Origin of the sequence: Sanguibacter antarcticus (genome assembly GCF_002564005.1) — a bacterium.
In the GTDB taxonomy this organism is placed as follows: domain Bacteria; phylum Actinomycetota; class Actinomycetes; order Actinomycetales; family Cellulomonadaceae; genus Sanguibacter; species Sanguibacter antarcticus.
In genome coordinates, this window is the sequence record NZ_PDJG01000001.1 from 3,294,442 (window position 1) to 3,309,289 (window position 14,848).

Annotated in this window: 14 protein-coding genes; 5 read left to right on the forward strand and 9 right to left on the reverse strand. The window is 69.1% G+C overall.

Annotation, left to right across the window (positions count from 1 at the left end):
• Positions 1-139 precede the first annotated feature (139 nt).
• Complete coding sequence (locus tag ATL42_RS15070) at positions 140-1,705, forward strand: DEAD/DEAH box helicase (RefSeq protein WP_425443206.1); 1,566 nt, start codon at positions 140-142, stop codon at positions 1,703-1,705.
• A 146-nt stretch (positions 1,706-1,851) separates the two neighbouring features.
• Positions 1,852-2,256 (forward strand): peptide-methionine (R)-S-oxide reductase MsrB, encoded by a 405-nt coding sequence (msrB, locus tag ATL42_RS15075; protein WP_098456614.1) that lies wholly within the window; start codon positions 1,852-1,854, stop codon positions 2,254-2,256.
• On the opposite strand, the gene ATL42_RS15080 is transcribed toward msrB, so the two are convergent.
• The 4 genes from ATL42_RS15080 to ATL42_RS15095 form a co-directional block, all read right to left on the reverse strand.
• Positions 2,253-2,759, reverse strand: a complete 507-nt coding sequence (locus tag ATL42_RS15080) for a MarR family winged helix-turn-helix transcriptional regulator (protein WP_098456062.1) — start codon at positions 2,757-2,759, stop codon at positions 2,253-2,255. The two genes, msrB and ATL42_RS15080, sit on opposite strands and share 4 nt — an antisense overlap.
• 92 nt (positions 2,760-2,851) lie before the next feature.
• Positions 2,852-4,492 (reverse strand): MFS transporter, encoded by a 1,641-nt coding sequence (locus ATL42_RS15085; protein ID WP_098456063.1) that lies wholly within the window; start codon positions 4,490-4,492, stop codon positions 2,852-2,854.
• Positions 4,489-5,040, reverse strand: coding sequence for a MarR family winged helix-turn-helix transcriptional regulator (locus ATL42_RS15090; RefSeq protein WP_169925449.1), 552 nt, complete (start codon positions 5,038-5,040; stop codon positions 4,489-4,491). Before ATL42_RS15090 ends, ATL42_RS15085 begins: the two co-directional genes overlap by 4 nt.
• A 120-nt stretch (positions 5,041-5,160) precedes the next feature.
• Entirely contained in the window at positions 5,161-6,627 is a 1,467-nt protein-coding gene (locus tag ATL42_RS15095; RefSeq protein ID WP_098456065.1) for a sugar porter family MFS transporter, read from the reverse strand.
• 203 nt (positions 6,628-6,830) lie between these two features.
• On the opposite strand from ATL42_RS15095, the gene ATL42_RS15100 reads away from it, so the two are divergent.
• The 3 genes from ATL42_RS15100 (at position 6,831) to ATL42_RS15110 (ending at position 9,453) form a co-directional block, all read left to right on the forward strand.
• Complete coding sequence (locus tag ATL42_RS15100) at positions 6,831-7,430, forward strand: hypothetical protein (RefSeq protein ID WP_098456066.1); 600 nt, start codon at positions 6,831-6,833, stop codon at positions 7,428-7,430.
• 391 nt (positions 7,431-7,821) lie between these two features.
• On the forward strand, positions 7,822-8,442 hold the full coding sequence (locus ATL42_RS15105) for a DUF47 domain-containing protein (RefSeq protein ID WP_098456067.1): 621 nt from the start codon (positions 7,822-7,824) through the stop codon (positions 8,440-8,442).
• Positions 8,443-8,448: 6 nt separating this feature from the next.
• Positions 8,449-9,453, forward strand: coding sequence for an inorganic phosphate transporter (locus ATL42_RS15110; protein WP_098456068.1), 1,005 nt, complete (start codon positions 8,449-8,451; stop codon positions 9,451-9,453).
• A 24-nt stretch (positions 9,454-9,477) separates the two neighbouring features.
• On the opposite strand, the gene ATL42_RS15115 is transcribed toward ATL42_RS15110, so the two are convergent.
• From ATL42_RS15115 to ATL42_RS16510, 5 genes are all read right to left on the reverse strand, one after another.
• Positions 9,478-10,098 carry an L-threonylcarbamoyladenylate synthase gene (locus ATL42_RS15115; RefSeq protein ID WP_098456069.1) on the reverse strand — a complete coding sequence of 207 codons (621 nt, stop codon included), beginning with the start codon at positions 10,096-10,098 and terminating at the stop codon, positions 9,478-9,480.
• 91 nt (positions 10,099-10,189) lie between these two features.
• Positions 10,190-11,224 (reverse strand): NUDIX hydrolase, encoded by a 1,035-nt coding sequence (locus ATL42_RS15120; RefSeq protein WP_342748139.1) that lies wholly within the window; start codon positions 11,222-11,224, stop codon positions 10,190-10,192.
• A complete protein-coding gene (locus ATL42_RS15125) occupies positions 11,221-13,524 on the reverse strand; it encodes an RNA degradosome polyphosphate kinase (RefSeq protein WP_098456070.1) in 2,304 nt (767 codons plus the stop codon). Before ATL42_RS15125 ends, ATL42_RS15120 begins: the two co-directional genes overlap by 4 nt.
• Before the next feature lie 55 nt (positions 13,525-13,579).
• On the reverse strand, positions 13,580-14,503 hold the full coding sequence (gene mshD, locus ATL42_RS15130; RefSeq protein ID WP_098456071.1) for a mycothiol synthase: 924 nt from the start codon (positions 14,501-14,503) through the stop codon (positions 13,580-13,582).
• Between the two features lie 75 nt (positions 14,504-14,578).
• Positions 14,579-14,746, reverse strand: a complete 168-nt coding sequence (locus ATL42_RS16510; RefSeq protein ID WP_169925450.1) for a hypothetical protein — start codon at positions 14,744-14,746, stop codon at positions 14,579-14,581.
• Positions 14,747-14,848 lie beyond the last annotated feature (102 nt).

Below are 14,848 nucleotides of genomic sequence, written 5' to 3' on the forward strand. Positions count from 1 at the left end.
GGTGCAGGAGTCGAGCATCACAGCGTCCGGTACTGACGCGCGGTCACGTCGGCGTGAGAGACTGGCCGTCAGGAAGCGTGATTTTCGCGCACCGAGCGTCGAGGGAATCGCCCGACGGCGCATAGAGATAAGGCACCCCTTGACGAATTCACAGCGCTCCGGCGCGCCCGCAACTCCCTCAGCAACGACTCCCGCCGCGACCGCGTCGTTCAACGACTTCGCGATCCCCGCACCCGTCGTCGCTCACCTCGCTGCACAGGGCATCGCGAGCCCGTTCCCCATCCAGACGGCGACGCTCCCCGACACCCTCGCAGGACGCGACGTCCTCGGCCGCGGCCGCACAGGCTCCGGCAAGACCCTCGCGTTCTCCATCCCTATGGCCACGCGCCTCGCCCAGACCGGCGGACGCCGCACGCCGAGCCGCCCCCGCGGTCTCGTGCTGTGCCCCACCCGTGAGCTCGCGAACCAGATCAACGCGGTCATGGAGCCCATCGCGAAGGCGCTCAACCTCACGACGACGGTCATCTTCGGTGGCGTCGCCCAGTCCCGCCAGGTCAGCGCGCTGCGCGGCGGCGTCGACATCGTCATCGCCTGCCCCGGCCGGCTCGAGGACCTCATCGGCCAGAAGCACATCTCGCTCGACGCCGTCGAGGTCACCGTCCTCGACGAGGCAGACCACATGGCCGACCTCGGCTTCCTCCCCGGCGTCAAGCGCATCATGGACCGCACGCCCGCCAAGGGGCAGCGTCTCCTGTTCTCCGCGACGCTCGACAACGGCGTGGACCAGTTGGTCAAGCGCTACATGGACGCGCCGACGAGCCACTCCGTCGACAGCGCCGAGTCGCCCGTCTCGACGATGGTCCACCACGTCTTCGAGGTCGCCGACGCCACGGCCAAGCGCGACGTCATCAAGGAGCTCGCGTCCGGCCTCGGCCGTCGGGTCCTCTTCACGCGGACGAAGCACCAGGCGAAGAAGCTCGCGAAGCAGCTGACCGCCGACGGCGTCCCCGCGGTCGACCTCCACGGAAACCTCGGTCAGGGCGCGCGTGAGCGCAACCTCGCCGCGTTCTCCTCCGGCAGCGTGCGCGTCCTCGTCGCGACCGACATCGCGGCTCGCGGCATCCACGTCGACGAGGTCAGCCTCGTCGTCCACGTGGACCCGCCTGCAGAGCACAAGGCGTACCTCCACCGTTCTGGCCGTACGGCTCGCGCCGGCTCGTCCGGCGACGTCGTGACGATCATGCTCCCCGAGCAGCGCGGCGACGTCCGTGACCTCACGCGTCTCGCGAAGATCAGCGTCCAGCCGCGCAAGGTCACGGCAGGCGACGACGCCGTGTCCCGGCTCGTCGGCGAGCACGCTGCGTACGTCAAGCCGTCACCCGTCGTCGAGCAGCCGCAGCAGCAGCGCCAGGGCGGTGGCGGCCGTGGCCGCTCCGGTGGCGGCAGCGGACGGGCAGCCGGAGGCGCACGCAGCGCCTCGTCGGCATCCGGCTCGCGCGGCGCCGGCCGCAGCGCCAGCAGCACCGGTGGGTCGGGTCGTTCTGCCAGCAGCGCGAGCAGCTCGCGCGGTGGCAGCGGCGGTGGCGGGCTCGTCCAGTACTCGTCGAGCGCGTCAGGGTCGGGCTACACCTCTGGCAGCGAAGGCGGTGGCCGTGGCGGCCGCAGCCGTCCCGCAGCCGGTGGACGCCGCGGCGGACAGCGCTGACCTGAGTACCACCCGCGTCACGAGCAGCACCTGAGACGCATCACGGAGCCCGTCGGATGATTCCGACGGGCTCCGTCGTTGTCTGTGACGCACCATTGGACGAACGTCCGTGGACGAACGCACGGATGCACGACGAGAGGGAGAACATGGCTTACGAGGTCGACAAGACAGACGCCGACTGGCGTGCAGAGCTGTCCCGCGAGGAGTATCAGGTCCTGCGTCAGGCAGGGACCGAGCGTGCTGGCACGGGAGCGCTGCTCGACGAGAAGCGCGAAGGCGTCTACAGCTGTCGCGCGTGCGGCAACGAGCTCTTCCGCTCCGACACCAAGTTCGACTCGCACTGCGGGTGGCCCAGCTTCTTCGCCCCGCAAGACTCGACCGCTGTCGAGCTCATCGAAGACCGTGCCCTCGGCATGGTGCGCACCGAGGTGCGCTGCGCGCGCTGCGGGTCCCACCTCGGCCACGTGTTCGACGACGCCCCGCAGACACCGACAGGTGATCGCTACTGCATGAACTCGGTGTCGCTCACGTTCGACGAGCCGAAGGGCTAGTCGCGCGCCGACACGTCCGACTGCGGTTGCGGGGTGCGCCGGCTGATCAGCGATGCCGCGTCTTCGGTGTTCCAGCTGCGGTCGAAGGTGAGCAGCCGGTGCAGGAGGGCTGAGAAGGTGAGGACGTCCTCGCTGTGCCACTCGCTCAGGACGTTGCGCACGAGCGCCGTCCGGGCGTCCCGGGCAGCGACGAGGGCCTCGCGGCCCGCCTCGGTGAGCTCGATCGTCATGCCACGGTTGTCGTTGGGGTCTGGGGTGCGCTGGATGAGCGCTGCCGACTCTGACCTGCTCAGCTGGCGCGACACCGTCCCAGGATCGAGCCGGAACTCCGCAGCCACGTTCTTCGCGAGGCTTCCCGGGTGGCGGTCGATGTACGCGAGGAGCGTGTAGAGCTCGGAGTCGAGCCCCGGGTGCGCGAGCGCCGAGATCTCGGTGGCAGCGCCGTGGGCGCGGCGGAAGAAGCGGCTCAGCTCGCGCTCCAGCGCGACAAAGGGGTCGTCCATCGATCGATCATTGCACCAGTCCCTGGGCAAAGACAGAGAACTGGACGACTGATCGTGGACGACCCCTGTGCGCGGACCTCCGGAACCTACCGTCAGACGGTGACCGTCTCGTCCTGAGCAGGTACGGCCTCGCGTGCCCGGAGGTCGTCGATCTGCTGCTGCACGCCGGACTTGTGGCCGAGCGGCACCTCCTTGAGGAAGAGGATCGCGACGAGCGCGACGACGGAGACCGGCGCCGCGATGAGGAAGATGTCTGCGACGCCCGAGCCGTAGGCGCTCTCGACGATCTCCTTGATCGGGCCAGGGAGAGTGTTGACGTTCGGGATGGTGCCGCTGTTCAGCGCACCGCCCTCGATGCCGAGCCCGGACAGTCCCTGCGACACGTCCGAGCTGATCTTCGAGCCGAGGACGGCGCCGAGCACGGCCACCCCGACGGTCCCGCCGAGGGACCGGAAGAATGCCACCGTCGAGGTCCCGGTGCTCACCTCGTTCACCGACAGGGAGTTCTGCGCAGCGAGGACGAGGTTCTGCATGAGCATGCCCATGCCCGCGCCGAGGATGAAGAGGAACAGCGCGATGAGTGCCATGTTCGTGTGGTAGTCGATGGTGCTCATGAGGGCGAGCCCCGTGGTGAGCGCGACGGCTCCGGTGATCATGTACTTCTTGTACCTCCCGGACCGGGAGATGAGCGCACCCGACACTGTCGACGCGAGGAACTGCCCGGCGATCATCGGGATCGTCAGGACCCCGGACATGGTGGCGGACTTGCCGCGAGCGACCTGCATGTACTGGCTGAGGAACACGGCCGTGCCGAACAGGGCCACACCGACGCCGACGCTCGCGACGACCGTGAGGACGAGCGTGCGGTTGCGGAACAGGGTGAGCGGGATGATCGGAGCGGCGACACGGCTCTCGACGAGCACGGCGATCGCGAGGACGACGAGGGAGCCGCCGACCATGACGGCCGTCTGCCAGGAGACCCAGTCGAAGTTCTTGCCGGCGAACGTCACCCACAGGAGGAGGGTCGCGATGCCTGCAGAGAGGAGCAGCGCGCCCCAGTAGTCGAGAGCGACGCGTGCCCGCGGGAACGTCGGCAGCCTGAGCGTGCGCTGGAGCACGATGATGGCCGCGATCGCGAACGGGATCCCGACGAAGAAGTTCCAGCGCCAGCCCACGGTGTCGGTGAGCAGCCCGCCGAGCAGCGGTCCGCCGACCATCGCGAGGGCCATGATGGCGCCCATGAGGCCCATGTACTTGCCACGCTGGCGCGGGGAGATGATGTCGGCGACGAGGATGGTCGCGAGAGACGTGAGGCCTCCTGCGCCGATGCCCTGGAACGCACGACCAGCGATGAGGATCCCGGTGTTCGGCGCGAAGCCGGCGACAGCGGCGGAGACCACCGTGATGACGAGGGCGATCTGGATGAGCGTCTTGCGGTTGATGATGTCGGCGAGCTTGCCCCAGATGGGCGTGCTGATCGTCGTCGTCAGGAGGGTCGCGGTGACCACCCAGGTGAAGGCGGACTGGTCGCCCTCGAGGTCGGCGATGATCCGGGGGAGGGACGACGAGACGACAGAGGTCGCGAGGATCGAGACGAACATGCCGAGGAGGATGCCGGAGAGAGCCTCGAGCACCTGACGGTGCGACATCTCCTGGGGTTCTCCGACGACGTGGGCGTGCTCGTCGGGCGAGCTCTTCTCCGCGACGTCGCTGGTGGGGGACGGGTGGCTCATGCGTTGTCCTTCGGTGACTGAGAGTTCTGGTGGGTCGCGTCGGGCTGCGTCGGGGTGGACGTCTGCTCGGACGCTGCGTCGTAGGCCGCGACGGTCTCGGCGAGAGCCGAGATGTGGTGGACGGCGGCCTGGATCTGTTCGGTGTCCCACTCGGCGAAGATGTCGCCCAGCAGGTGGGTGATGTGCGTGCGGATCGTGGAGAGCGCCTCGTGGCCTTCCGGCGTGAGGTCGATCGTGCGCGCTCGGCGGTCGCCGTCGTCGATGGTGCGACGGACGAGGCCGGCGTCGACGATCGTGCTGATCTGCCGGCTCGCGACAGAGAGGTCGACGCGCAGGTGGTGTGCGATGCAGCCGATCTGCGCGGAGCCGTTGACGTGGAGGTAGCGCAGGATGCTGATGCTCGCGCGGGGGATGTCGATGCTCCGTGCGAGGAGGCCGCCGATCTCGCGCTGTGCACGACCGAACGCCTCGATCGCCCCGATGAGGTCGGCGACCGCCGGGTCGGTGGGGGGAAGGTCGCTCGTCGCGGCCGTCGTGCTCTGGTCCATGGGTCTCCTCGGGTGCGTCCCGTCCATCCTACGAACTTGCTTGCCGAATGCAAGTGTTGCCGTACGAGAGAGCGCTCACACCGAGCCACCCCACCCCCAGGGTGGCTCGGTGTGGCGCCGCTAGGGGCGGTCCTCCATGTCTTCGAGATCACGAGAGCGCGTCTCTGCAACTTTGGTGAGCACGAAGAAGAAGGACAGCAGGGCGAATGCACCATAGACGGCATAGACGACCTCGAGACCAAGGTTAGCCGCCATCGGGGGGAACGAGACCGTGATCGCGAAGTTCGCCACCCACTGGGCGGTCGCTGCGAGGGCCAGGGCCGATGCCCGGATCCGGTTCGGGAACATCTCGCCCAGGAGCACCCACACCACCGGACCCCACGACGCGCCGAACGAGACGACGAAGACGTTCGCGGCGACCAGGGCGATCGTGCCCCACGGGGCAGGCAGAGAGACGTCCTCACCCGTTCCGACCGCCTGCGTGAACGACACCGCCATCGTCCCCAGCGCGAGCGTCATGCCGGCTGAACCGGCGAGCAGCAGCGGCTTGCGCCCGATCTTGTCGACCAGCGCGATCGCGACGAAGGTCACGAGCACGTTCGTCACCGCGGTGATCGTCGAGAAGGTGAACGAGTCCGAGTCGTCGAACCCGACGGAGCGCCACAACGTCGTGGAGTAGTAGAAGATCACGTTGATGCCGACGAGCTGCTGGAACACCGAGAGCAGGATCCCGACCCAGACGATCGGCAGGAGGCCGAACCGTGGACCGCGCAGCGACGCCTGCTTCTCGAGCTTCGCGTCTCGCTCGACGGTGGCGCGGATCTGCTCGATCTTCACGTCGATGTCGACCGGACCGAGGACCGAGCGCAGCACCGTCGCGGCCTCCTCGATCTTCCCGCGGGCGACGAGGAACCGCGGAGACTCCGGCACCGTGAGAGCGATCCATGCGTACAGGGCCGACGGGACCACCGCCACGAGGAACATCCAGCGCCAGGCGTCCAGACCGAAGAGGCTGTCGCCGAGGGCGATGGGTGCCCCGTCGGCCACCGACCCCGCCGTCGACGCGAAGAGCTGGTCGGAGAGCAGCGCAGCGAAGATGCCGAGCGTGATCGCCAGCTGCTGCAGCGACGCCAGGCGCCCACGGATCGCCGACGGCGAGATCTCCGCGATGTACGCCGGCGTGACCACCGACGCGATACCGATGCCCACGCCACCGACTACCCGCCACAGGACCAGGTCCCAGACCGCGAACGCGAAGCCTGACCCGAGAGACGACACGAGGAACATCACCGCACCGACGAGCATGACGCGAGGCCGCCCCCACCTGTCGGCCAGCCGTCCGGCAGACCAGGCGCCGACCGCACAGCCCAGGAGCGCGATCGCCACAGCGAGGCCGGTGATCGTGGGGCTCAGGTCGAAGTCGGTCTCGATCGCGTCGACCGCTCCGTTGATGACGGAGCTGTCAAAACCGAAGAGGAAACCGCCGACCGCGGCGGCGACGGAGAGCCCGACCGCCCTGCGCTGCGCAGACCGCGCCTCGGGGGACAGCGGTGCTGTGGTGCTCTCGTCCTGAGCAGATCCGACCATCGACGCCTCCTGTACGGGCCGCACACAGGCCCATCAGGTCGGGTGGCGGCAAGGTGAGAGGCCGCCAGATGCGCGCGTGGCGAAAGGCGCCCCCGGTCCTCCACACTGTAATCATGAGCAACTCGATCGGCGCGGGCAGCGGAACGAACCAGGCCTCCAGCGGTGCACGTCCGGGCGGCGCCTCCCGGCCCCGGCGCCCCGCGATGCTCAGCCCTCGTGAGGCAGACGAGATCTCCGGGGACATCGACCCCGGGCTCCGAGGTGAGATCGCCCACACCACGGCCGCCGCGATCGTCGACCGGGCGCGCGCCTCAGAGGACCCCGAGGTGGTCGAACGGCTCGTCCGGCTCGTCGAAGACGAAGGCCTCGACGTGGTCGCAGGCTTGTGGGCCGACAGCCCGGCCGACACGCTGCCCGGCGCGCTGTGGCGCATGTACGTCTTGCGCGAGTGGGTCCGCCGAGACCCCTCCACGGTCGCCGACCGCTACCGGCTCGGCATCGACGCGGCACCGGTCCCCAACGTCGTCGCCGGGGTCGTCACCCCACCGGGGCCCGACGACGTGCGTGCCGTCGCAGACGCGGTGCTCTCCGGCGTCTTCGCAGGCGACCTCGCTGTCGCGCTCGAGCGCGCCGGGGCGTTCTGCCGCGTGCTGGCCACCGGGGCGGCCTTCGACGCTGACCACGTCGAGACCCTCGACGCCCTCTACGCGACCCGCATGACCCGAGGGGCGGCCTCCCTCGTGCGCACCGCAGAGGAGCTGGAGCACGCCGCCGGTCTGTGGCGCGCAGACCGCCTCGACTGAACCGGCGTGCGGGTCGACCTCCTCCAGGGGTCCGCGAGGACGGAGAGCGGCCGGCTGCGCGCATCGGCACGAGATCCCGTAAAGTGTTCAACGACGTCGGGCCACGGTAGCCCCGGGCTCCACATCAAGCCGCCACGAGCGGCCTTCGCGCCGTCAGGCGCTCTGTGGTCCGGCGTCATCACTCCAAGGACGAGCCATCAGGCCCCTTGACAAGTCGCCCAGAACACCCGCCCACCTGTGTGTTGGGCCAGAGTTTGCCTAGAGGACACCCCAGGAGTTGTGTGTTCACCAAAGTGCTGCCCTACTCTGGGAACGATCACTTGATCAACCCTTCGCTGCCCTGCAGTACTCACTGCCAGTGAACGCCGCTTTCCCCCAAACGGAGCCCGCTGTGCGCCTGCGTCTTACCCCGCGCGATACCTCTTTCTTCGACCTTCTCGCTGCGTCGGCCGACCACCTGGTGACCGGTGCGAACCTGCTCAGCGAGCTCTTGGGAGCAGACCGGGCGGGCCGCAAGGCGATCGCCAAGAAGCTGGTGGAGACAGAGCACGCTGCCGACGACGCGACGCACTCGATCATGCGTCGGCTCAACCAGACGTTCGTCACGCCGTTCGACCGTGACGACATCTACGGCCTCGCGTCCGCTCTCGACGACTGCATGGACTACATGGAGGAGGCCGGTGACCTCATCGTGCTCTACAAGCTCGACGAGCTGCCGCCCCGGGTGTCCGACCAGATCCAGGTGCTCCAGCGGTGTGCCGAGCTCACCGCCGCCGCCATGCCGCACCTGCGCTCCATGGGCGACCTCACCGAGTACTGGGTCGAGGTCAACAGCCTCGAGAACCAGGCAGACAAGATCCACCGCAAGCTCCTCGCGCAGCTCTTCGACGAGATCACCGACCCGATCCTCCTCATGAAGCTCAAAGAGGTCGTCGAGACGCTCGAGCTCGCCGCCGACGCGTTCGAGACCGTCGCGAACATGGTCGAGACCATCGCGCTCAAGGAATCCTGACCTCCCGTGGAACTCGCGCTCGTCATACTCGTCGTCGCGCTCGCGCTCGGCTTCGACTACACCAACGGTTTCCATGACGCAGCCAACGCGATCGCGACCTCGGTCTCGACGCGAGCGCTGACGCCCCGGGCCGCGCTCCTCATGGCGGCAGTCATGAACTTCGCGGGTGCGCTCCTCGGGACCGAGGTCGCCGAGACGATCGCCAAGTCGATCGTCAACCTCGACGGCGCACCACCGCACCAGGCGCTCGTGGTCGTGGTCTGCGCCCTCGTCGGGGCGATCACGTGGAACCTCATCACCTGGTGGTTCGGTCTGCCCTCGTCGTCGACCCACGCGCTCATCGGCGGTCTCGTCGGTGCCGGCCTCGTCGCAGGTCTCGGTGTCTACGGCTCGGCGATCGTCGACAAGGTCGTCCTGCCGATGATCATCTCGCCGCTCGTCGGCTTCGTGCTCGCCTTCGCGGTGATGGTCGCGGTCCTGTGGATCTTCCGCAACGCCTCACCGAGCAAGACGACCCGCCGGTTCCGCATCTCGCAGACGGCGTCTGCCGCCGCCATGGCGCTCGGTCACGGGCTCCAGGACGCCCAGAAGACGATGGGGGTCATCTACATGGCGCTCCTGACCGTCGGCTGGGCCGACGCGGACGACGGCATCCCGATCTGGGTCAAGCTCTCCGCCGCGACAGCCATCTCGCTCGGTACGTACTCTGGCGGCTGGCGGATCATGCGGACCCTCGGCCGCAAGATCATCGAGCTCGACCCAGCCCGCGGGTTCGTGGCCGAGTCGGTGTCCGCGATCGTTCTCTACGTCAACGCGTTCGTGCTGCACGCGCCCGTCTCGACGACGCACACCATCACGTCGGCGATCATGGGTGTCGGAGCCACCAAGCGGCTCTCCGCCGTGCGCTGGGGCGTCGCGAAGAACATCGGGATCGCGTGGGTCCTGACGATCCCGGCCGCGGCCGCCGTCGCCGCGCTCATGTACCTCGTGCTGCACCCGATCCTCGGCTGACGGTCTGCGGGCCGGCAGACTGACCTACTCGAACCGGGACGGGTCCCCGAGCCCGCGACGGATGATCTCCGGCGCGCCGCTCGACCAGTCGACGACGGTCGTCGGTTCGGTGCCGCAGTCGCCGCCGTCCACGATCGCGTCGAGGACGTGGTCGAGCTCGTCCTTGATCTGCCACCCGTCCGTCAGCGGTGACTGCGCACCGGGGTGCGCGAGGGTGCTCGACAAGAGCGGACCGCCGAGCTCGCGGACGAGGGCGAGAGCGACGGGATGGTCGGGGATCCGCACGCCCACCGTCTTCTTCTTCGGGTGCGCGAAGCGCCGCGGGACCTCCTTGGTCGCTGGCAGGATGAACGTGTACGCACCCGGGGTCGCGGCCTTGATCGCCCGGAACGCCGAGTTGTCGAGCTGGACGAACTGTCCGAGCTGAGCGAAGTCTGCGCACACCAGCGTGAAGTGGTGCTTGTCGTCGAGGTGCCGGATCGCGCGGATCCGGTCGGCGCCCGTGTGGCTGTCGAGCGAGCACCCCAACGCGTACGACGAGTCGGTCGGGTACGCCACGAGGGCGTCGTCTCGGAGCATCTGGATCACCTGCGTGACGAGACGCGCCTGCGGGTTCTGCGGGTGGACATCGAAGTATCTGGCCATGACTCTGAGCGTAGGCCTCTGACGGGCGCGACGCACCGTCCGTCGTCCGCCCGCTGCCTGGTGCCCGGGCCAGGAGGTCAGGGACGCAGCCTCAGTGCAGCGGAGGGAGCACCCGCTCCACACCGACGACCCGCGGCCCGCGAGAGCTCTGGCTCACGTGCGTGACGAGTGCCTCGCCCGGGCTGAGGAACGGGTCCTTCGTCGGCAGCGCGCTCGCGACCGAACGGCGCGAGTGCTGACCGAGGACGTCGAGAACGGTCGGGAGCACCGGACGATGGGTGCACAGGACGGACGGGGTCCCTGACTCGAGCAGCGCCCGCACCACGGCCGCGACGCGGCTCGGAGACCGCTCGTGCTCGGCCTCCGTCAGGTGGTCGCTCTCGAAGGGCTCGATCTCCGCAGCGTGGGCGTACGGGCTGATCGTGTCGGCGCAGCGCCGCCAGCGGCTCGTGACGACGGCATCGATGCCGAACGCCGCGAGGACGGGAACGAGCGCCACCGACTGGGCATGGCCTGTCGGCGTCAGGGGTCGTCCCTGCTCGTTGCCGTGCCACCCGCTGCGCGCGAGCGCCTTGCCGTGGCGTGCGATGACGAGCGCCTCCGTGACCAGGCGGCCTTTCGCGTACTCCTCGACGAGGGCGTCGAGCGGGACACGGTCGGCCGGGCGCGTGAGCTTGTCCCCCGCCTTCTCGACCGGCAGCCAGCGCATGTCGTCGATCTCGTCCGGTGACACCGGAAGCACGGGGGCCCGGGCGGAGAGAGCGGACGAGCCTGCCGGCAGACGCCGGGCCGCCCAGTAGTGGACGCGCTTCACGCGGCCCTCCGGGGTGAGGTACTGCAGCCCGGGGAGGGGGACGCCGAGCACCACGGCTCGGCCTGTCTCTTCAGCGACCTCGCGGGCGGCAGCGGTCGGCAGCGTCTCCCCAGGATCGAGCTTGCCCTTGGGCCAGGACCAGTCGTCGTAGCGAGGACGGTGGATGAGCTGGACCTCGAGCTCGCCCTTGTGGATGCGCCAGACGACCGCGCCCGCCGACTCGATGACCGGCAGCTCGCTCGCCAGGTCGGCGCTCACCCCTGTGCTGCCGTGCACACGGAAGCCGGTGTCGGCGGGCGGAGAGGCCGTCACCGGCCGAGGGTCAGTCGTCGGCGCTGCCGGGAGATGAGCGCCTCTTGGTGGTCGCTCAGCGGCGTGCCGTCGAGCGCGAGGTGGTGCCGGGTCCACGTGCCGTCGGCGCCGAGGTGCCACGACGAGGTCTCAGGGTCCATGGAGTTGTCGATCAGCATGACGACCCCGGCGATCTGTGTCTCGTCCGACAGTCGGATGAGGGTCTCGACGCGTCGGTCGAGGTTGCGGTGCATGAGGTCCGCTGAACCGATGAAGACCTCGGGCCCGGACTCCGGCCCCTCGCCGATGGCAGGCCCTGACGAGTTGGCGAACGCGAAGATGCGAGAGTGCTCGAGGAACCGTCCGAGGATGGACCGGACACGGATCGTCTCGCTGAGCCCGGGAACTCCCGGGCGCACCGCGCAGATCCCTCGCACGACGAGGTCGACGGGCACGCCGGCCTGCGACGCACGGTAGAGCGCGTCGATGACAGCCTCGTCGACCATCGAGTTGACCTTGAGCTTGATCCAGGACGGCTTGCCCTCGCGAGCTGCCGCGGCCTCGCGGTCGATGCGTTCGATCAGGCCGGAGCGCACGGAGCGCGGTGCCACGAGCAGCCGGTGGAAGCGCGACTGGGGCGCGTACCCGCTCAGCTGGTTGAACAGCCGGGTGAGGTCCTGGCCGACGTCGGGGTCGGAGGTGAGCAGGCCGAGGTCGGTGTAGAGCCGCGCGGTCTTCGGGTTGTAGTTCCCGGTGCCGACGTGGCAGTAGCGCCTCAGGCCGTCCGGCTCCTGGCGCACCACGAGGGAGAGCTTGCAGTGCGTCTTGAGGCCGACGATCCCGTAGACGACGTGCACGCCCGCCTGCTCGAGCTTGCGCGCCCACGAGATGTTGTTCTGCTCGTCGAACCGTGCCTTGATCTCCACGAGCGCGAGCACCTGCTTGCCGGCGTCGGCGGCATCGATGAGGGCGTCGACGATGGGGGAGTTGCCCGAGGTCCGGTAGAGCGTCTGCTTGATCGCCAGGACGGCAGGGTCCGCCGCAGCCTGCTCGAGGAACGTCTGGACGGACGTCGAGAAGGAGTCGTACGGGTGGTGGAGGAGGATGTCGCGCTCACGGATCGCCGCGAAGATGTCCGCTGGGCTCGCACTCTCCACCTCGGCGAGGAACCGGTGGGTCGTCGGGACGAACCGCGGGTAGTGCAGGTCCGCACGGTCGAGGTCCGCGATGAGGTTGAGGCCCGTGAGGTCGAGCGGAGCCGGGAGCGTGTAGACCTCGTCCTCGACCACGCCGAGCTCGCGGACGAGGAGCTGGCGGATGCGCGTGCTGATCCCCTCGTCGAGCTCGAGGCGCACCGGCGGACCGAACCGACGGCGCAGCAGCTCCTTCTCCATCGCCTTGAGGAGGTTCTCCGCGTCGTCCTCCTCGACCTCGACGTCTTCGTTCCTCGTCACACGGAACGTGTGGTGCTCGAGCACCTCCATACCGGGGAAGAGGTGGTCGAGGTGGTGAGAGATGATGTCTTCGAGCGGGACGAACGACGTCGGACCCTTGTCCATCGCCTGGGAGCTCGGCGCGCTCGGACGGCCCTTCGCGTCGACCGCGATGAAGCGGGGCAGCAGGCCGGGCACCTTCACACGGGCGAAGTGCTCCTTGTTCGTCGACGGGTTGAGCACGAGGACCGAGAGGTTGAGCGAGAGCCCCGAGATGTACGGGAACGGGTGAGCAGGGTCCACCGCGAGCGGGGTGAGGACCGGGAAGATCTGCTTGCGGAAGAACTTGTGCAGCCGCTCCTGCTCCTGGGTGGAGAGCTCCTCCCACCGCACGAGCGTGATGCCCTCCGCCGTCAGCGCAGGCTGGACACCGTCCGCGAACGCTCTCGCGTGGCGCTCCATGAGGGTGTGCGCGTGCTTGCTGATCCCCTCGAGCATCTGGCGGGGCGTACGGCCCGACGCCGAGGTCACTGCCAGGCCGGTCGCGATCCGGCGCTTGAGGCCGGCGACCCGGACCATGAAGAACTCGTCGAGGTTCGACGCGAAGATCGCGAGGTAGCGCACACGCTCGAGCAGAGGCTGCGTGCTGTCTTCACCGAGCTCGAGGACCCGCTCGTTGAAGGCGAGCCAGCTGAGCTCGCGGTCGCCGAAGCGGTCCGCGGGGAGCTCCGGGAGGTCGTCGAACGTCGTCGTGACCGCGAGGTCTTCTTCGCCGATGTGCTCGGCGATGTGCGCCGCGAGCTCCGGATCGAGGCGACCGCGAGGGAGGTCGGGCGTGCTCGAGGAGGGGTCGGTGCCGCGGTGGGCGGTCGTGGTCGAATCGCTCATAGGGTCATCGTGACATCACTCGGTGAACTTTGGGTGCGCGCACCGCTGTCGGACATCACCCGACCGGTCCCAGCTGGACGTCCGTGGACGCCACGACGAAGCCTGCGCGCTCGTACGTGCGCACCGCGATCGTGTTCTCTCGCCCCGTGTAGAGGTCGGCGGTCTCCAGGCCGAGCGCCTGGAGGCGGTCGAGGCCCGCTCGGGTGAGGACCGTGCCGAGGCCCGTCCCCTGCGCTGCAGGATCGACCCCCACCGCGTAGATCTCGCCGACGCTCTCGCCGGCCTGCTGCTCGCCTGCCGGGAGGACCTTGAGCCAGCAGAAGCCGACGATCTCCTCGTCACGGACCGCGAGGAGGAAGGACGCCTCGTCGAACCACGTCTCCCGGCGGCGAGCCTGGAGGTCCCCGAGCGTCATCCGGCCCTGCTCGGGGTGGTCGGCGAACGCGCGTGCGTTCACCGCCAGCCAGGCCTCGTCGTCGGAGCCTGGCCGGAACGTGCGCAGCGTGACACCTGCTGGCAGGTCGACGGGCTCCGGGGTCCGCGCGCGGAGATCGAGGGTCATCCGCAGCAGCTCGCGGACCACGCCGTAGCCTGCCCTCTGGGCGAGGCGCTGTGCGGCCGGAAGGTGTCCGTGGGCCCACGGTCGCAGCTCCAGCCCGTGCGCTCGCGCGACGCTCTCGGCGCGCGCGACGAGAGCCGTCCCGACCCCGTGGCACCGGGCGAACGGATGGACGACGAGCTCCGCGGAGGCGACGGCAGGCGACCCCAGGTCGACCTGGGCGTACCCGGCGAGGTCGTCGGCAGCGCGCACGAGCAGGTGCTGGACGGGTGCGTGCGGATCTGTGAGCCACAGCAGCGGCTGCTCGGAGACCGGCGCCGTCCCGTCGACGTGCTCGGCCGCTCGGGCCAGTCGTAAGACCGCCTCGGCGTCAGCCTGCTCCAGGGGTCCGACGACGAGGTCGATCGCTGCATCATCCACGCGACGATTCCATCACGGTTCCTCCGCGCGAGCACCGTCGGCGCGGTCGCACGCGGGTGATCTCGGCCGGTGGCGTCAGCCGCCGACGATGCCGACGACTCCCGACACGATGAACGAGAGACCGATCACCGCACCGATGGCCCAGAGCACCTTGGTCTTGGTGGTGATCCCCTCGGGGGCGTCGTCGTCCTCGAGAGGATCTGTCGCGTCGTCGTCGCGTGCGGTCGGTACGTCAGGAGCCATGCCGTTCATCGTAGGTGTCGGTGCCGGGCACCGGCACCTGCCTGGTCCACAGGCTATGCACAGGCGGGTCCTACGTCCGTGCCAGGTGCGAGGGCCACGGTG